The 17,636-nt window shown below is 61.4% G+C and carries 15 protein-coding genes and 3 pseudogenes; 7 read left to right on the top strand and 11 right to left on the bottom strand.

The genetic code is table 11. From position 1 onward, the window contains the following. The first annotated feature begins 5 nt into the window (after nucleotides 1-5). A complete protein-coding gene (locus ACPEE0_RS19435; protein ID WP_424575100.1) occupies nucleotides 6-1,190 on the top strand; it encodes a phospholipase D-like domain-containing protein in 1,185 nt (394 codons plus the stop codon). 406 nt (nucleotides 1,191-1,596) lie between these two features. Here the strand turns inward: ACPEE0_RS19435 and ACPEE0_RS19430 are convergent, their stop codons facing one another. The 4 genes and pseudogenes from ACPEE0_RS19430 to ACPEE0_RS19415 form a co-directional block, all read right to left on the bottom strand. Next, nucleotides 1,597-2,259 carry an RES domain-containing protein gene (locus ACPEE0_RS19430; protein WP_424575099.1) on the bottom strand — a complete coding sequence of 221 codons (663 nt, stop codon included), beginning with the start codon at nucleotides 2,257-2,259 and terminating at the stop codon, nucleotides 1,597-1,599. Nucleotides 2,260-2,416: 157 nt separating this feature from the next. Next, nucleotides 2,417-2,698: a hypothetical protein gene (locus ACPEE0_RS19425; RefSeq protein ID WP_424575098.1), complete on the bottom strand. Its 282-nt coding sequence runs from the start codon at nucleotides 2,696-2,698 to the stop codon at nucleotides 2,417-2,419. 1,179 nt (nucleotides 2,699-3,877) lie between these two features. Then, nucleotides 3,878-5,187 (bottom strand): annotated as a pseudogene (locus ACPEE0_RS19420) (MFS transporter). A gap of 90 nt (nucleotides 5,188-5,277) precedes the next feature. Further along, nucleotides 5,278-6,492 carry a M20 metallopeptidase family protein gene (locus tag ACPEE0_RS19415; protein ID WP_424575309.1) on the bottom strand — a complete coding sequence of 405 codons (1,215 nt, stop codon included), beginning with the start codon at nucleotides 6,490-6,492 and terminating at the stop codon, nucleotides 5,278-5,280. Nucleotides 6,493-6,638: 146 nt separating this feature from the next. On the opposite strand from ACPEE0_RS19415, the gene ACPEE0_RS19410 reads away from it, so the two are divergent. Further along, on the top strand, nucleotides 6,639-7,673 hold the full coding sequence (locus ACPEE0_RS19410) for an Lrp/AsnC family transcriptional regulator (protein ID WP_320537122.1): 1,035 nt from the start codon (nucleotides 6,639-6,641) through the stop codon (nucleotides 7,671-7,673). A 241-nt stretch (nucleotides 7,674-7,914) separates the two neighbouring features. Here the strand turns inward: ACPEE0_RS19410 and ACPEE0_RS19405 are convergent, their stop codons facing one another. From ACPEE0_RS19405 to ACPEE0_RS19395, 3 genes and pseudogenes are all read right to left on the bottom strand, one after another. Next, nucleotides 7,915-8,157: an amidohydrolase family protein gene (locus ACPEE0_RS19405; RefSeq protein ID WP_424575097.1), complete on the bottom strand. Its 243-nt coding sequence runs from the start codon at nucleotides 8,155-8,157 to the stop codon at nucleotides 7,915-7,917. 15 nt (nucleotides 8,158-8,172) lie between these two features. After that, on the bottom strand, nucleotides 8,173-9,213 hold the full coding sequence (locus tag ACPEE0_RS19400) for an amidohydrolase family protein (RefSeq protein ID WP_424575308.1): 1,041 nt from the start codon (nucleotides 9,211-9,213) through the stop codon (nucleotides 8,173-8,175). Between the two features lie 71 nt (nucleotides 9,214-9,284). Beyond that, nucleotides 9,285-10,846: pseudogene (locus tag ACPEE0_RS19395) on the bottom strand (AbgT family transporter). A 203-nt stretch (nucleotides 10,847-11,049) separates the two neighbouring features. On the opposite strand from ACPEE0_RS19395, the gene ACPEE0_RS19390 reads away from it, so the two are divergent. The 4 genes and pseudogenes from ACPEE0_RS19390 to ACPEE0_RS19375 all read left to right on the top strand — a co-directional run bounded on the left by ACPEE0_RS19390 (nucleotide 11,050) and on the right by ACPEE0_RS19375 (nucleotide 13,017). Next, nucleotides 11,050-12,081: an Lrp/AsnC family transcriptional regulator gene (locus ACPEE0_RS19390; protein ID WP_424575096.1), complete on the top strand. Its 1,032-nt coding sequence runs from the start codon at nucleotides 11,050-11,052 to the stop codon at nucleotides 12,079-12,081. An 86-nt stretch (nucleotides 12,082-12,167) separates the two neighbouring features. After that, a pseudogene (locus ACPEE0_RS19385) lies at nucleotides 12,168-12,392 on the top strand (recombinase family protein); the annotation flags it as partial. Nucleotides 12,393-12,473: 81 nt separating this feature from the next. Continuing rightward, nucleotides 12,474-12,743, top strand: coding sequence for a hypothetical protein (locus ACPEE0_RS19380; RefSeq protein WP_424575345.1), 270 nt, complete (start codon nucleotides 12,474-12,476; stop codon nucleotides 12,741-12,743). Between the two features lie 85 nt (nucleotides 12,744-12,828). Next, the gene (locus tag ACPEE0_RS19375; protein ID WP_424575307.1) at nucleotides 12,829-13,017 is read left to right on the top strand and encodes a helix-turn-helix domain-containing protein; all 189 of its coding nucleotides are present in this window, start codon (nucleotides 12,829-12,831) and stop codon (nucleotides 13,015-13,017) included. Nucleotides 13,018-13,751: 734 nt separating this feature from the next. On the opposite strand, the gene ACPEE0_RS19370 is transcribed toward ACPEE0_RS19375, so the two are convergent. From ACPEE0_RS19370 to ACPEE0_RS19355, 4 genes are all read right to left on the bottom strand, one after another. Further along, nucleotides 13,752-13,955: a hypothetical protein gene (locus ACPEE0_RS19370; protein ID WP_424575095.1), complete on the bottom strand. Its 204-nt coding sequence runs from the start codon at nucleotides 13,953-13,955 to the stop codon at nucleotides 13,752-13,754. A gap of 27 nt (nucleotides 13,956-13,982) precedes the next feature. Continuing rightward, a complete protein-coding gene (locus ACPEE0_RS19365) occupies nucleotides 13,983-14,636 on the bottom strand; it encodes a hypothetical protein (RefSeq protein ID WP_424575094.1) in 654 nt (217 codons plus the stop codon). Nucleotides 14,637-15,305: 669 nt separating this feature from the next. Continuing rightward, on the bottom strand, nucleotides 15,306-16,445 hold the full coding sequence (locus ACPEE0_RS19360) for a helix-turn-helix domain-containing protein (RefSeq protein ID WP_424575093.1): 1,140 nt from the start codon (nucleotides 16,443-16,445) through the stop codon (nucleotides 15,306-15,308). After that, entirely contained in the window at nucleotides 16,442-17,236 is a 795-nt protein-coding gene (locus tag ACPEE0_RS19355) for a hypothetical protein (protein WP_424575092.1), read from the bottom strand. Before ACPEE0_RS19355 ends, ACPEE0_RS19360 begins: the two co-directional genes overlap by 4 nt. A 141-nt stretch (nucleotides 17,237-17,377) precedes the next feature. On the opposite strand from ACPEE0_RS19355, the gene ACPEE0_RS19350 reads away from it, so the two are divergent. Beyond that, a complete protein-coding gene (locus ACPEE0_RS19350; RefSeq protein WP_424575091.1) occupies nucleotides 17,378-17,614 on the top strand; it encodes a DUF2188 domain-containing protein in 237 nt (78 codons plus the stop codon). Nucleotides 17,615-17,636: the final 22 nt, after the last annotated feature.

Raw genomic sequence — 17,636 nt, 5'->3', positions numbered from 1 at the left:
TGCGCATGCCAAAAACCAAGGTTTTCGCCGCCGCTGCGACCGCAGGCCTGCTGGTGCTTTCCGCCGGAGCCGCCAACGCCCAGATGGCAGCGGCCGGAACCGCTGAGGCGCCTTGCGTCGACGCGCCCCTCAAACCGGTAACTACCGGGGCGGCCTTCAGCAACCCCGTTGCAGGCCGGGCCACCGGGGTCGTGGAGCAGGTCTGCAACCTGGTCAACCAGGCGGCTCCGGGATCCAGCATCCGGCTGGCCAACTTTGTCATCTCCGGAAATGCAGGCATGGATTTCACCAACGCCCTCCTGGCTGCCCATGACCGGGGAGTGGACGTGCAGGTGGTGATCGACGGCTGGCAGATCGACAATCCTGCCTCTGTGAAGCTGATCGAATCCCTCGGCGTTGATGAAGCTGCCCGCTCGTGGGTGCATGTCTGCAGCCACAAGTCCCCAGAGGGCAATACCTCATCCTGTATCGGCACAAAAGGCCAGCACAACAAGTTCTACCTGTTCTCCGAGACCGGCGGCGAGAAGGACGTGGTAGTGCAATCCTCGGCGAACTTCACGGACGTCAATTCAAAGACTTACTGGAACAACGCGCTCACCTTCACAGGGAACCACAAGCTCTTCGAAGGCTATGGCAGCTACTTCGATGACCTGGTGACCGAAGCCCAGGACCCTAACTACTACCGGACGGTCTCCACGGGTATGCAGGGCGGCAACGTCACCGCGCACTTCTTCCCCAGCGCTGCAGTCGACCCGGTCCTCGACCGAGTGCAGGAACTTGATTGCAAGGACAACGGCTCTACAGAGATTCGAATCGGCATGTCCGAATGGGATGAGTCCCGCACGGGTATCGCCGACCGGCTTGTAGAGATGTCCCAAGCCGGCTGCAGGGTCAAAATCGTGCATGGCCCCGTGAGCGAAACGGTGCTGCAGCGCGTTAGCGGGCAGCCGGGCATAGAACTACGTGAACTGGACTCCAGCGTGCTGCCCGGGCGTATCCATTCCAAGTACCTGATCGTAGAGAATGCCACCGGCAAGGGCTCAGGGCAGAATCTTGTCCTTACCGGCAGCCACAACTACAACACCACCTCTCTGCGCAGGAACGATGAGGCCATCGTTGAAACATCACGGCCTGACATCTACCTGCAGTACCGGGACAACTTCGAGGAGATGTGGGACGTAGCACGCTGAGATTGGTTGCTATCGTCACGTGCTGCTGCGGGATGACCGTGTCAAAGCACAGTCCATTCGCAAGATGGTGCTACGAACGGTAAACCGCTAGCCTCAGCGGATTGCGCACTACAAGCGCAGTCCGCTGAGGCTGCCAGCATTTGTGCCGGGCGCCAAAGCGTAGGCAGATTCTCCGCCGCACCAGCTTCGCTGCACGATTATCCTGCCTTCCTGGACGTCCCCGCCGTAAACCGGGCGCTGGCTGAACAGTTCTGACTCGAGGAGTCCGGGGAGAAAACGCCACGAAATGACGGCAGGAGACAGCCCCTTTCCAGGCACTCCCCTGCCTGTTTCAAAGAGCCGATAACCGGCCTTTCGTCAGCTAACTGACAGCTGGGCCTGACTGCAGAGGCTGTTGAGGCGTGCCCTACTCTTCACGCCGCCACTTGAGCTTGGGAATTTCGAATGCCTCCGTGATAGCTGCTGCGTCATGGTGGACGTCGACTATCTGGGTTCGGCCCAGTTTGGGGCTGACGGGGGGATCCCCTGGCCGCTCAAAAACGGCCCACAAGCGAAGGTCATCGCCGTGCCGGGAGGCGAAGGTAACCCCGTCGACCGCAGTTGTTTCGTAGAGCCATGCTGCGATGGCCTGGGTCAGCTGCCGAGGTCTGGCATCCTTCAACGCCGCGGTATCAAAGTCAGCCAGCCCGAGACTCAAAGCCGTGGCAATGAAATGCGGATACAGGGCGGCCACGGTTTGCGAGGCGGTGACGGCGCAGTAACGCCCGGAGAGCTCGGCGCGGGTCGCGGCGCGTGCCTCCAGCCATTCACGCGGAACTTCGCCTGGTGGGATGGTCGGGTACAGCACCTGGTCTTCGGCGTCATCGACGATTTCGTCCACTTCCGCGGCGAGCCGGGCATCGCGCCGGAAACCGGCCAGAACCTCCAGGAGGCATGCTTTCAGGCTGGAGCCGGCGTAGACAGTGCGGAAGTTGCCGTGCAGGTCATCCCAGCGGCCGGGGAAACGGCCGTCCGTGGCCCATTCCCAGCCGCTCCACGCCCAGGGTTCGGGCGGAACCCGATGCGCCATACAGTGCCGGCCGCCGGAATGATGGCTAGTTCGTTCTGCTCCATCCGTCAGCCGGCGGCCGCGAAGGACCGGGCAGCGGCAAGGACAGATTGTGCCGCTTCGTCGATAAGGCCTTCACGCAAGAGCCTGGCTGGCGGTACGTCGTCCAGCTGCGGGTTCATGCCCTGGAACAGGCCTGAACCACGGCCCTGGAGTCACGCTCGGCCAGCAACGCCGCGACATGATACGCGTGCCGCAGCCGGGTCATGACTTCCACGGAGGGCTTCCGCTCACCGTCTGCCCACTGGCGTACCGCGCGGGTTTCTTTCACCGAGCCGATGTAGGCGACCAGTTTCGCTCCCAGGATGTCCCTGAGGTCGCGGACCAGCTCGGCCTCGGGCAACCTGATGGAATCCTGGTGGGCCTTCAGCCCTCCGCGGGCTCCTGCAACTGCTGGCATGTCTCCATGCTGCCACGGATGACACATTGTTTCAACGGTTAGAACACACAACAAATCACACCCGAAATAACAGGCGGCAGAACGCCGATAATGGAGAATTCGTCAAACTGCCCAAGCCTTAGTCCTGTAGGTATTTGAGGACAGCGAGGAAAAGCTAGTGGGCGGGGTCCGAGGGCCAGTTTCACGCCGAAACCTACGAGGACAGATCCGTGATGCTGTTGATGATGCGGATGTTTCGGGCGACCTCGAGCCAGCGGGCGGCGCAGCCCGTGCCGGATTAGCAATGTGAACCAGGCCATGGACAGCAGGCAGTGGACGCCGGCGAGCAGCACGCCCATCAGCAGTGGTGACGTGCCTGCGGGTATGAACTGGGGGAAGGTGGCGATGTAAAAGACACCCACCTAGGGATTGAGCAGGTTTGTTCCGGTTTGTTCCGGTACCGGTCAGCCAGCCTTTGAACAAATGATTGCTTCCGGAGGTGAATTCAGCCGCTTTACCTGCCGGCTTGGCAGGAACTTTGTCTTTTCGCAGACTCTTCCGCAGGAGAGTCGCTGCCAGCCAGACCATGTAGGCCGCTCCGGCGAGCGGAAGCACACGGTAGGCCTACTCCGAAGCGGCGAGCAGCGCTGATACGCCCACGGCTACGCCCCAGATCATCGCGCCGGTGCTGATCCCCAGGGCGGTGGCGAAGGCGAAGCTTCGCGACCGGGAAATGGATGACCGCAGGACTAACGCTGTGTCCAGGCCGGGCCGGGGACCAGTGTCAGAAGTCAGGCAACAAGCGCGAAGGAAAGAACAGCTGACATGAGAGTCACCGTTCAAGAATAGGTGGGGGAGAGCTGTAGCGTTCGAAAAAGGAGTCTGTTGCGACGATGGTTGAAAACCTCCCCTCATAAGTTGGAATGCATCAAGCAGCCGCGCGCAGTTCAGAAATCCCTCCCGGGCAAGCCCACTGCGGACGGAACCTTGAACGGTGGACAGGCAGGCAAGCACTTCGGCACTCGGGGGCTGAAAGTCACTTATCCCGCGGGAGTCCGGCGCCGAACCTACCCGGCGGACGGGGGAGCGGCGGTCCCGGCCAATCACTGTTTCGCAGCTCAGAAAACCCTTCCCCTCCCTAAGACATGCCTTGCAGTGCCGCCTCGCCATCGTCGCAGGGGCAATGGTGTGGGCCGCTGGCTAGCGGGTGCTGAGGTCGATGCCGCGGCTTTCGCGTAGCGAGAGCGCTGTGGCAGCGCCGATCAGCAGCAGGACGATCGTGTACACCCCGAAAACGGTGGGGCCGCCGGGGCCGACCAGATGCTGAACCCGGCCTGGAGGTATGCGGCGGTGCCGCCGAAGGCTGCCACGCAGAGTGCGTACGGGATTGCCACTCCGATGGTGCGGACGGCAGTGGGAAAGAGTTCCGAGTAGACGGCTGGCATGATGGAGGCGGATGCGGCGATGAAGACCAGCATGGCAGACATGGCGAGTCCCAGTTGCATGGCCGAGTTTTGGACGAACCAGATGGCGGGGAAGAAGGTCAGCGCGCTGCCTATGCCGCTGATCAGGAGGACCGGTTTCCGGCCTATCCGGTCTGAGAGCCGGCCCCACAAGGGCAGGGCCACGATGAAGACCAGGTTGGCTGCCACGCCGGCCCAGAGGGCTTCCGTTGCGTCGATCTTCAGGACGTTGATCGCGTAGGCCGGGGTTGAGACGCCCCAGACATCAGTAGGCGACAGTCAGGCCCACGGTAAGGCCGATGACCTGCAGGGCCTGGCGCCAGTGCCGGGCCAGATCGGTGAACAGGCTGCTGTGGGGTGGGGTGGGGTTGCCGGGGACGACAGCGTCATGGGTGGCGGTCCCGGATTCGAAGAGTTCGGACTCTTCCATGCGGGCTCGCATGACCAGAGCGACCAGCCCGAAGACTGCGCCGAGGAGGAAGGGGATGCGCCAGCCGTAGGCGGCCATGGTCGATTCCGGCATGGCAGTGGAGAGGACTGCGCCCAGCAGGGTCCCGAACAGGATGCCGACTGTGCCCGAAGCGTAGATCAGCGATGCCCAGTAGCCGCGGCGGGACGGTGGTGCCATTTCCGAGAGGTAGGTTTGGGCGCTCGGAAGCTCCCCGCCATGCGCGAGGCCCTGGATCAGCCGTGCGATAAGCAGCATGACCGACGCGCCCGCGCCGATCGAGTCGTAGGTGGGGGTCAGTCCGATCGCCAGGGAGCCGAGCGAGGCCAGACCGACGCAGAGCGTCAGTGAGGCCTTGCGGCCTACCTTGTCGCCGATCCAGCCGAAGATAAAACCTCCGAGCGGGCGCGCGACAAACCCGACGGCGAAGATCGCGAGGGTTGCGAGGAAGGCGCTTGAAGTGTCCTGCTTGCTGAACAGTTGGGAGGCAATGAAGGAGGCGAACGTGGCGTAGATGGCCCAGTCGTACCATTCGACGGCGTTCCCGGCGCCGGTGCCAATCAGCGTCTTGAGGATTCGGGACCGCTGGGCGGGCTCATGCGGGTGGACCCATCGGCCTGCGTGGCCATCTTGGGGCGGGGAGTGGACATGGAAGTCTCCTGGGAAGGGGCGGGGAAGGTAAGCCAGGCTCAGGCGGAGGCGAGGCGATCGAGGGCAAGACGTGCGTAAAGTGCGGCTCCGTCGGCCAGTACGGCGTCGTCGAAGACGGCAAACGGTGAGTGATTGTAGGCCGCTGTGGCGGCGTCGGTGCCGTCGGGGACGGCGGAGAGGAACAGGAATGCGCCCGGCACTTCGGCCAGGACGCGGGAGAAGTCCTCGGAACCTGCCAGCGGGTGGGCCAGCTCGCTGTAGCGCCCGGGGCCGAACAGTTCGTCGACAGTGTGTCGCGCGAAGGCGGACTCGGCTCCGTCGTTGAGGGTCACCGGGTACTCCTCGATGTAGTCGACCGAGACCTCCAGCCCGTGGCCTGCTGCGATGGCTCCCAGCAGCCGCGGAATTGAGGTTTTTAGCCGTGTCTTGGCTTGGGCGGAGAAGGAACGGATGGTGGCTTCGAAGCGGGCCGTGTCAGGGATGACATTGCGCTTGGTGCCGGCCTGCAGCATGCCGACGGAAATCACGACAGGGTCGAACACGTCGAACTGGCGGGTGACCATTGACTGCAGCGCCAGCACCATTTCGGCGGCGACCGTGACCGGGTCTTTGGCAGCGAACGGTGCCGAGCCGTGCCCGCCTGCCCCGTGGACGGTCACGACCAGCCCGTCCGAGGAGCTCATTACCGGGCCCGGACGGGAAAGGAAGGCCCCGCTGTCGCCGAGGGCGCTCATGACGTGCAGCGCGTAGGCGGCGTCCGGGCGGTGTCCGGCGGCATCCAGGACGCCCTCGCGGATCATGACTCCGGCACCGTCGAAGCCCTCTTCGCCGGGCTGGAACATCAGGACGACGTCGCCGGAGAGGTGGTCCCGCCGGGACGCGAGCAGGTTCGCCGCGCCCACCAGCATCGCTGTGTGCAGGTCGTGGCCACAGCCGTGCATTGCGCCGGGAACCTCGGAGGCATACGCAAGACCTGTCTTCTCCTGTACCGGCAAGGCGTCCATATCACCACGCAGCAACACCACCGGACGCACCGATTCTCCGGCGTTCGATCCCGCTGCTCCCCGCAGCACGGCCGTCACAGACGTGGTGTCCGTGCCCGTGGTGATCTCATAGCCCAGCCCATCGAGGGCGGCGAGGATTTTTTCCTGGCTGCGCGGAAGGTCCAGCCCGACCTCCGGCTCGCGGTGCAGGCGGTGGCGAAAGTCGGCAATCTCGCCGGCCAGGGCGGCAGCATCATCGCGCAGGGCGATGGTCAGGTCGGCTGAGGAAGCGGGACGTGCCACGGCGGGCCCTTTCGCTGGAAAATGGATCCCTCGAGTGTGACGGCCTTCCCCTGACCCACGCTCGATAACGTGAGAAAATTGCAGCCAACCATCTGAAAACCGAAGGATCCTGCATGGAGCTTCCTCCTGATGACCTCGAACTGATTCACGCTCTTCAGCTCGCTCCCCGCGCCACGTGGACCCAGCTCGGATCCGTGCTCCGCCGGCATCCGGCAACCCTTGCCGCCCGCTGGGAACGGCTCCGCGCGGACGGACAGGCCTGGATCACCGGTCATATCGGCACCGCCGACGGCCAGGGGTGTGTCACTTTCATCGGCCTCGAATGCCGTTCCGGGCACCGGGCGGAAGTACTCGAACGCCTGTGCGCTGTCCCCGAGATCGGAACCGTGGAGGAAGCGGCCCGGGCCTGGGACCTCCGGCTGACCGTCCTCACCCGCAATTGGGAACAGGTGGCCAGGGGCGTGCTGCCAATAGTGCGCACCGATCCCGACATTATGCGCAGCCAAGTGACGCTCGCGACCAGGCTCTACTCGGCCGGAAACAACTGGCGCCTGGACGTGCTGTCCCCTGAGCAGCAACGACGCATAGCTGCCCTGCATCCCGGCGTGACACGTCCGCCCGGCGCCACTCCTCCAACCTTGCCGCAATTAATGACCGTACTGGCACGGGACGGGCGAGCCTCCGCGGTCGAGATCGCAGCCGAAACGGGCACCCATCCGACCACCGTAACAAGACACTTGCGCCAGGCATGTGAGACCGGCCTGCTGGCGTTGCGTTGTGAACTAGCCCAGGACTGGTCCGGTTACCCCATAGGTTGCCAATGGTACGTGCGCGTACCGCCCGCCCAGCTGGAGGCGGCAGTAAGTTATCTTCGCTCCTACCGAACCTTAAGGCTTTGTGCCGCCACAACCGGAGACGCCAATCTGACGTTCTATCTCTGGCTACGCACACCAGGTGCCATCGCCGACGTGGAAGCCGGCCTCCAACAGGCTGCACCTGCGGTGCAAGTCATCGAGTCCGACGTCGGGGTCAGAACGCACAAACGTACGGGATGGATGCTGAACGAGGATTCCACCGCCACCGGCGAAGTAATTGTCACCCCGGTCCTGCCCCCAGCACCACCGCTGCACGACCACCGCCGCCACTGAGAGGCGCGGCCCCACCATTAGACGGAGCACCACCCCGACTAGTGGCGGGACGTTTTTGCCGCAGCAAAGACCGCCGCGGCCAGTAACGGGGCCGGTCCGGTGACCGGCCGAGGGGCGCAGTAAGTGCGCCTCGTGGGAGCCCGGTGTCCGGTCCCTGCGGTGATTGTCGTCGATCCATGGAGTTGGTCTATAAGTGTTTCGATGAGGGCCTGTCCAGTCCGTCGAGGTGGTTCCCTGAGTTTCAGGAGGCGTTGAACGTCGAGGCGGCGGGCATGGGGAGCCATCCTTTGAGGTCCTTCACGCATCGTCCGCCTTGGATGATGGCGCCGATGGTGGTCGGGTCTGAGAGCAGGCTGATGTCCGTTAGCGGGTCAATCTCTGTTATGACCAGGTCGGCGAGCTTGCCGGCCTGCAGGGTGCCAAGGTGGTCGTCCAATCTCATCAGTTCCGCCGCGTTTTTGGTGGCTGCGACAATGGCGTCCATGGGGACAGGCCCAGTTCAACCATGTACGCGAGCTCTTTCAAATTCTCGCCGTGGGGACAAACGCCGGCGTCTGTGCCCATGGCGACCTTCACCCCTGCTTTGAGAGCCGCGCCGAGATGTTCGCGGGCGATCCCGGACCACAGCACTTTTTTTCTCGTACAGGTAGGCCGGGACCTTCGCGGGGTCCGGGACGCGCAGGGCGGAGCTTAGGGTCGGGACCAGGAAAGCGTCCTGCTCCTGCAGGAGCGCGATAGCTTCAGCATCGATCTCATATCCGTGTTCGATGCTCGTAACCCCTCCACGCAGTGCTTCGAGGATGCCGGCGGCACCCTGGGCGTGTGCCGCGACAGGCTGGCCGCTGCGGCGGGCGGTCTCGTTCTTTATCAGCCGGATCTGGTGTTCAGGAACGCCAAGATCGTGGGGTGTGTCCGAAGGGCTGGATACGCCGCCTGTGGTGCAGATCTTGATGACGTCGGCCTCGGAGCGAATCAGCGTCCGAACGGCGCGTCGCATTTCGTCGTCAGAATCTACGGTCATCAAGGCCGTCAGTGACATGCTCCTTTCGCCGTTGGGCATGCACGTGTCGGCGTGTCCCCCGGTGGGGGAGAGCACAGCAACCGCCAAATGAAGTCGCGGGCCGAGGATGGCGCCGCCCGCTATTGCCCTGCGGTAGCCAGCGTCGAGACCGCCGAGGTCCCTGGCTGTGGTGATGCCGGCCATGAGGGTGTCGTGGATGATCCCTGCGGCGGCCAGGACGTGTTCGGACTCGAACCGTGCGGCGCGCTGTGCCGGGGGCGTTTCCAACGATAGCGACAGGTGGACGTGAGTATCGATGAACCCGGGCAGGAGCGTTTTTCCTTTGAGGTCCACGGTCGTTGCTTCAGGATGGTCATCGGGGCCGCGCCGTGGGCCGGCATAGAGGATGCGGTCACCGTCGATAATAACTTCTGCGTCATCGACAGGTGCTGCGCCGGTGCCGTCGATCAGTCTGGCTCCCGTGAGCCTCAGAACGGCCCCGGTGGGGGAGGGGGTCAGGGGAAGTCGTGCTTCGTGCATCACAGTACTGCCTTACGTCGCATCATTATGGTTGGTGTTCTTGGCGTCAGGGGCGCAGTCTTTTGTTTCGGTCAGCGGACCAGGATTCCCATGCCCGGCCCGGTTCCGGTGCCGGTGAAGAAGAATGCGCTGAGCACGAGTACCCAGAGGAACCAGAACACGATGGTGAAGGGGAGCATCCGGCCGATTATCGAACCAATGCCGGCGTCGGGCTCATATTTTCGGAGGAACGCGAGGATGATGACGAGGTAGGGGTTCAGGGGAGTGAGGGCCTGGGTGGCGGAGTCCCCGACGCGGAAGGCGGCCTGGATAAACCCGGCTTCATAGCCGATCAGGGCGAACATCGGAATGAATACTGCGGCGATGAGGGTCCACAGCGAGGAACCCGACGCGATGAGCAGGTTCAGCAACGAGACCACCACAATGAATGCGATCACGGCACCGAAGCCGGTGAAGTTGACGTCCTGCAGAGTGCGGGCGCCGTTGACAGCGACCCAGGAGGCCAGACCGCTCCAGGTAAACAGGGCCAGGAACTGAGCCATGACGAAAGCCACCACGATGAAGGAAACGGCGTCCTTGACGGACTGGCCCATCATCTCAACCACGGATTGGATCCCCGTGATCTTGCGCAATCGGGCCCCGTACACGATGGAGGGAACGATCAGGACGGTGAACACGAGGAAGATGACTGAACTCAGCAGGGGGGATTTCGGCAGGAACCCGCCTTGCTCGTTGCGCAGCGGTGAGCCTTCGGGCAGGGTCAGTGCCAGCACGCCGGCGACTACGAGCACCAGCGCCAGCCCGGCCCAGCGCAGGGCGCTGCGTTCGGGTGCGGTGACTGCTGCGGATGCCGCTGCATCACTGTCGTGCTCGGCTGCCTTGCCGGTACCGACGCCCATCCGGTTCAGGCGTGGCTCAAGGATCTTGTCAATGACAAGGCCGCCGGCCACTGTCAGAACGACCGATAGCACCACGTTCAGTGCCAGGTTGGACACCGCCGTCACGGGAAGGACCGCCCCGGCCACTGGTACGGCAGCAGCGTTCGAGATGCCGGCCAGCAAGGCGTCGGTCGACGTGACGAAAGGCGTGCAGCTGAACGCGGCAATGCCGATCGCGTAGGATCCCAGCAGCCCGGCGACCGGGTTGCGTCCTGCAGCTTTGAACACCAGCGCCGCGATCGGCGGAATTACCAGGATCGAGGCGTCAGACATGATGTGTGCGCACAGCGCCACGAGCGCAATCACGTACGGCAGTGCCCATCGCGGTGCCCTGCCCAGCGTCGATTTCACGAGAGTGAGCAGCAGGCCCGTGCGTTCTGCCACGCCGACGGCAAGCAGCAGGGTGACCACTACGCCGAGAGGGGAAAGGAGATGAAGTTATCGACCGCTGTGGTCATCAGCCAGGCGATGCCCTCGCCGGTGAACAGTCCCTTGACGGGAGTCAACTTGCTGCTGCCGGGAACCTGCGTGTTGACGCCGAACCATGACACAACCGTAGAGACAATGCCGACCCCCAACAGCAAGTAGAGGAACAAGGCGAAAGGCTCAGGCAGCTTGTTGCCGGCGCGTTCTACACCGTCGATAATCCGGGCCCCAAGTCTGCGGCGCGGCTCCGTGGGAGTCTTCAGAGCCATCACAACGCTGACCCTACATTCGGGAGGCAAAAGGCGACCTGGCCTGCCCGGCGTATCACTGCAACCTGCTTGTCCGCTTTTGCGACGGACTGGAATGATGAGGGGGATCCCATTGGTTCTCCGATGTGGCGTGGGTCATATGGACGAAGGCAAACTCTACGGTCCACGAGAAAATGCGTCCCAAAATGCAGGAAAATAATCCCATGGAAGAAATAGTGCAGCATAGTTCTCCCTTGGCGGAACGGGACATTGAGTTAGTCAACGCCCTCCAAGTGGCACCGCGTGCGCCATGGGAAGACCTGGCTGAGGTCCTGAACGTTCACCCCACGACGCTTTCGCGACGATGGGCGCGGTTGACCGGTGCTGGACTCGCCCGTGTCTCGATCACACCGGGGCCAGAACTTTTGCGGGTCATGGACGTGGCGTTCGTCGAACTGACCTGCCAGAACAACCGCGTCCTGGACGTTGTCGAGAAACTCATTCTGGACCAGCGGCTCATGTCCATCCAGTTCATCGCCGGCCCGGCACATCTTTTGTTGACGATCGCTGCGGCAGAGCACAGCCTCTCCACTTTCCTGCTCACTACCATCGGCAGTCTTGACGGGGTGCTGCACTACTCGGTGCGTTCCGTCACCAGCCAGATCCTCGACGCCGGCCGGTGGCACTTCCACGCACTGCCGGCAGCAAAACTGCGCAGCCTGTCCCAACTCCATAAGCAAGCATTTAATGCCGGCGAAGGAGCCGCGGTAAAAATGGATACCGCCAACCAGGCTCTGATGCGTGAGCTCAGTGCTGATGGCCGCGCCAGTCTTCGCGAACTCGCTGCCGTCGCCGGCATATCCCCGGTGGCCGCCGCACGGCGCGTTACCCGCCTGGTCGGTGGAAAATACATCACCGTGCGCTGCGACGTCGCCCGACGAGGATCAGGACGCAGCTACAGCGCCATCCTGTGGGGCTCAATACCGCCTGACCGGGTCCCGACCCTGGGTGAAGGACTCCCCGACCGGGTACCGGCCCTGCGCCTAATGTCATCGGTCACCGGGGCCAACAACATCCACATGGTCGTCTGGCTAAACAACCCCATGGACCTACTCCACGTCGAGCGGCAGCTCCTCCAGTCCGTTGACGGCCTGGCGATCGAGGACCGCCGTATAGTGCTCCGCACCTTTAAATACAACGGCGTAAGACTCAACGACGACGGAACATTTGGCCAGATAGTCCCCATGGCCTACTAGCCATGAAAACGAGAATGCTGGCCCGCTCAGGACTTGCTTGGAACGAACACCCTGATGAACAAGCGGATGTCCGCCGGCGACCATTGGAGTTCGCACGCGAGCTCATCTCCGAACGCACCATCGCCGGCCTCGCGTCAGCCTGCGCTTGTGGCCGGAATGGGGAAGGCCCTACAAAATGACCGCGGCGAAACTCCGGCTCGCTTTGGCGTCCATGGGCAAGCCCGGAACCAAGTCAGCACCCTCTGCACCGAACTCGGGATCACCCGCCAGACCCTGACCGGCATGTATCCCCGACCGGGGAACCCCAGCCCGGGCTGCTGGAGGGAATCGCCGGTACCCTTCAGGTACCCCTCGACGCCACCTTCGAGCTCGTGTCGGCGATCGGAGACGAGATGCCTCTGCTGCAAAGTTTCCTCGAGCGTCAGCGAGAGAGGGATGCGATCTTCGACTACGAATCGGGAGGCGTATTCGTGATCTTCCGACGCCAGTATGCCGAAGGCGACATCGCCTTCTATACCGGTGTCCATGGAGGGTACATCGGGGCCATCAAGGGGCTGTCGAGCGTACCGGCGCACTTCGCCGCTGCCGTGGCTCTCGCTCGGATGGGGAGAAAAGACCGCTGTCTGGTCGACGCGCGGATCGCTTGGCCGAGACTTGCTTAGGACCACCTGTCGAGCCTGCTCCCGGGATGGGCGGAACGATTTACGCAGGGATTGAAGACCATCCTTCCAGGAGAGGACAAGAGTCATTGAGACCGCAACCCTGTTTCTAGAGAGCGGATCCATCAAGGCTGCGGCGGAGTCCCTCTATTGCCATCGGAATACGGTGGTCAATCGGTTGGCGAGTCTTCGCGCAGCAACTGGACTGGATCTTCACGTACCGCGGGACGCGGCGCTGGCAACGGTCTTACTCGCGGACGTGGCACCAGAAGCTTAGCCACACGATCAGGCTCTTGGCAGCCACCATGCCCCGGGGCGCAGAGGAAATAACCGATCAGGCAAAGCTAGGACGGTCTCAGTGCTTTGCAACAGCTGTCCTAGTCCAATATCAGGTTCCATTTTCTGTTCCTCAGTACATTCATTGCCAGTCGCCTTTGCTCTGGCAAGTTCGCCCCCACGTTCGCATCAGACGTTCACCGCAGCCCGCTGGCTGTTGTCCAGAAGCTATCCCTCGCTACGGAGCTTTTCTAGTCACAGAAGACGTACGGCGATCGGGTGCCAATTTCCACTGGCACGGTCAGAAATGCTACGAACAGTGCCTACCAGGGTGTCCTAACGCCGATAATGGAGATTCTGTAAAGTAGCGGAGCGAACTCGAACCAATGGCTTACTCCAACGAGAAGAAAGACGCCATTTGAAATTGAGCCCCAGGTCCTCCGGTGAGCGCCAATCACCAAGTCTCGCGGCCGGGGAGGTGGTCCGAGTCAGTTAGGACGTCCCGCGTCTCGCCAATTCCTCCCGCCCCGTCGCTGCCTCAGGTCCGACCCCACTCCGAAGTTAGGGTAGGTCTGCTACACCCCGCTCGGTCTCGGCAGACCCAGCCTAGGTATATCTGGTGAGAGGCCAAAGCTCGAGCGGCTGCGGGACCTACCTGCAGGTTCCTTGTTCTTGCGTATGCCGACTAGCGCGGCGCAAAACATTATGGAGCAACAACGAACGGAGCTACGAGCCTTACGATTTCTTGTCAATCGAGGTAGCCGGAGCAGACTTTCGAGTAGGGCGAATCAGAGTATGACGAGGGAGGCGAAGTCGGCGGGCGGCTTCTTTTCGCCGATCTTCCATAAGTTCAATTGCTTCTGGAGCGTTGATGGCTCCCTGGAGCATACGAACGCCTGGCGCGACTTCCAGCCACTTTGGTTCAGCTGCAATGCTCACGGCGGCCTCCTAATGGTCATTGGGGCTTCACTTGCCTAACGCTCCCTTAGCAAGAGCATACAGGAGCTGAGTGACACGCCTATCAGCATCGTCAAATTCTCCACCCAGCTTGATTGCGGCAGCATCTTTAGGGTCCATGTCCAGAGCTACGACACCGCAGGGCGACGCACCCTCATAGTAGGGAACGGCCATCACGAATGGGCCCAATGATTGGCTGCTGCTGGCGGGTCTCGCGACCTTCAAAAACTCCTCGTGGGTTAAGCCGAATTTCGACTCTTGAGGGAGGGCTTCCCAGCTGTCTTTAGATCGATCGTAGGCCTTTGCCCATGCCTGAGAAACATCCACAGCTAGCGGATTATTGTCTTGCAGAGCTGTACCCATCACGCCCATGCCGACCCGCCAGCGGAGACCCGAAGAATGGGTCTCCATCAGCAGTGTCGATTCAGCTACCTTGAACAGGGGCTTACGTTCGCGCTTGACCCAATCCAAGAAGTTCCTTCTCCTGACAGCCCATACCTTGACGGCACATTCAGACAGTCGTAGTGCATGTTTGTTCACAACAGCCAGATCCTCGAGCTCTCGCAGCACTACGTTGATGTCTATGTAGATTGCCTGCGCCTTCTTCTTGTTCTTGCGCGACAGCCAGTCCCAGAGAGCATCTAGTAGTCCCCAAAGGGTCACAGGTGCGGCGGCGGCTGCGCGGACCAGGCTCCAAACATCCGGCGCCGGCGAAGGGAATAGTCAGGGACCTAGCACCCAGCCCATTAGGAGCATTAAGACCGCTATGACGAGGAGTACTATCCTAGTTTGCGATCCAAAGCGCTCAAACTGTTGAAAGATCCACGAATTCACTCCTCGACGCTATATGACGAGTCGTCAGTGCGGTGCAGATGACACCGAAACCCTGCTTAGCGGGACAACTGGGCCCCAACAGGCGGGTTAGTAGGAAGTCGAATAAGCAAACCGAGAAGGGCGCTTCCTTCCAGGAAATTGCGTGCACTACTCATCGGCACTCCCTTGACCCCTAGGGCTACAACGCAGCAGGCAGCTTCGTCAGCTTTGCGGCCGGCCAGGATTCACAACTAGTGGAAGCCAGGAACTCCGCAGGTCGGGATTGTCGGCAAATCGAGAACTTGGCGGATACATGCGGGATTCGCTCGCCTGATGACAGCTATAACGGACGTTCTGTCAACCTAACTCTGTGTGCCTTGCGGCTCAACGTGTCGGAAAAAACTAGTCAATGAGGCCTCGGCAGCTGATCCGACAGATTGTCAGATTGCCTCACAAGGCTGAACGGCGTTCTCGATTTTTGCAGGGATGGCAGAGTTCTGAGCGAAGGGTCGAGGGGTGCTAGTGAGGTTCAACCACGACAAGTTTTCGCTGCTTCCTTCCGCTGCCAGCAGCAATTACCGATTCGAGCTGCTCTAACGGAAAGCGGCTAGATGTTGCAATCTCTTCTAGGGAGATGCCCTCGGAAAGGAGTAGATCTTTGGCCTTTTCTAGAAGAGATGGTGACTCTGGTGGGCCCAGTGGTCCAGGTTCGGGTAGGCCCATCGTCGATAGTTGGATATTTGCCCTGCGGTAGAGTGCATCGGACCATAGCCCGAGCCGATTGGCCCGGAAGCAGAGAGCTCTGAGGCTGACTCCCCATTTTTTCTTCGCTTGCTGAAGTGTTTCCCAATCGAGTCGTTTGGGCAGGTCCGGGACGATCTCTTCTTCCGGCATTAGGAAGGCGGCCGCGAAGCCATGCGCTTGATTCTCGACGAGCTTGGAACCAGGTGCGACTCCTTCGTGCATCACAAGGTGGCCTAGTTCGTGCGCTGCATCAAAGCGGCTTCGTGCTTTGTCGTCCTTTTGTGGAGAGAGGAGGATGAGCGGACGTTCACCCGAGTTGGTAGAGAAGGCGTCGACGGCCGAGTCGATAAAGTTGGGAAGCCTTAGGGCGATGATTCCATTCGCTTCAACGAGTCGCACCATGTTGGCTATTGGCCCGGAGGGAACGCCCCACGACTTGCGAACCTCGGCGGCAGCGGCAGAGATTTCCGAGCTACTTGGCGTTTCTGGCAGGAAAGCAGCTGGCAAGTTGACTCCCGGCAATTCGACGTATTGTTCAAGCACGTCAATCACGGCCAAACCTGTTTCAGCGAAGGCTAGGGCTTGGTCGCGCGTGAGGGCGGGTGTAGCGCGTAAAGAGCGAAAATGCGCTTCGGTGGCTGGCACTTGGGTTATGGGGCGTCCCATCCGCAGATAGTCGGTAGGTACACCGAGTGCAAGGGCCAGCTGTCCCAAGACCGTACGTGTGGGCCGGCTTTGTCCCTTTTCGAATTGGGTTACGGCAGCTGGTGTGATTCCCGCGTTTGAGGCAAGGGTGGTTCGCTGGAGTCGCTTGAGTCGTCGTGCCACGGCCAGCCGCTGCCCGTCGAAGTCGACCACAGCGCCGTCGGCACGCCGTCGTCGTGCTGCCATGAGCTGGTCGGATTCGCTGGTCATTTCGATTCCTCTTTAGGCGGCTTGATCTTCAGCCGGACCTTAGGCGTCGGCTCTTCGAGCGCGTCAAAGTCGGCTGAGTCTGTTGGCTGTATCGACGAAGGGACAGGCAACAATATGTTCTCGTCGGTTTCGTCCAGCCACAAAGGGCGGCTTACTGCAATCCATGGACTAGGGCCTATCACGGGTATGCCCAGCCAGCCAGCTGTTAGTCCCGTGGATTCTTGCCCGCTCCACACCAAGAACACATCAGAGTAGGCATTAACTGCAGATCGGGTGTCCTGGTCGACGGCTGCTATATCGAACAGAGACTCCTGGCCTGAACTACTTGCTTGGGTGGGCTTGAATGCGGTGTTCCGCAGTGCCGCATTCAATCTCGTCAAGCTGTTGCTGTCCCATTTGAAGTCGCGTTCCCATAAGGGAGTTCTGCTTCCGCTGCGCGGCGCCTTGAGGATATGGAGATTCACACCCCCGGCTGTGATTAGCAGGGAGCCGTCAGGTTCGGATGCCCTGGCTCGGCTTGCGCCCCAAGCACCTTCCCCCGCTTGGAATGCTTTTAAAGCCCTTTGACGGATATTGTGCGCGGACAAGATGCCGAACGCGCCGGCGGTGTCCCCAAGAGCGGCCGGTTCATAGCGATCCATGTTGATGGACCAGACATCACTGATCGTCTTGTGAAGCCAGTCCAGCAGTTCCGACTCCCTGAATTTGTCTGTGAGTGAGTCAAGAAACTGAAGCCCGCCTGCGTTCCATGGGTACATGCAACAAGTAAAGCACACAGTCTCAACGACCATCTCTGCAGCTGAAAAATTAGCGAACCGCACGTTCCCTGCGGAAAAATTAAGCAGAATCCTTGCTTCTTAGGCACAGTTCGCTTATGGTTGCCGGAGGGCAGCGGAAGACTGCCGGGTTCGGTTCACGATGAAGGACGGGTTATGGGGACTAACAGGCGGATTGTGCAGAAACGCGATGACGGCACGTTTGAAGTCAAGAAACCGGAGTCCACGCGGGCGTCTGCTGTAGCCAGAACACAAGGTGAAGCGATAGTTCGGGCTCGGCAGATCCTGTCAAAAGATGGGGGAGGGGAACTTCAGGTCAGAGGCCTCAACGGCCAGATTCGGAAGCAGGACACGGTTACTCCTGCCAACGACCCTCGTTCTACCAAGGGCTGAAACAGGTGCCAGTGCCAGCGAG

The sequence above is a fragment of the Arthrobacter sp. SD76 genome (genome assembly GCF_049726125.1).
In the GTDB taxonomy this organism is placed as follows: domain Bacteria; phylum Actinomycetota; class Actinomycetes; order Actinomycetales; family Micrococcaceae; genus Arthrobacter; species Arthrobacter nitrophenolicus.
This window is presented reverse-complemented; position numbering and strand designations above follow the sequence as displayed.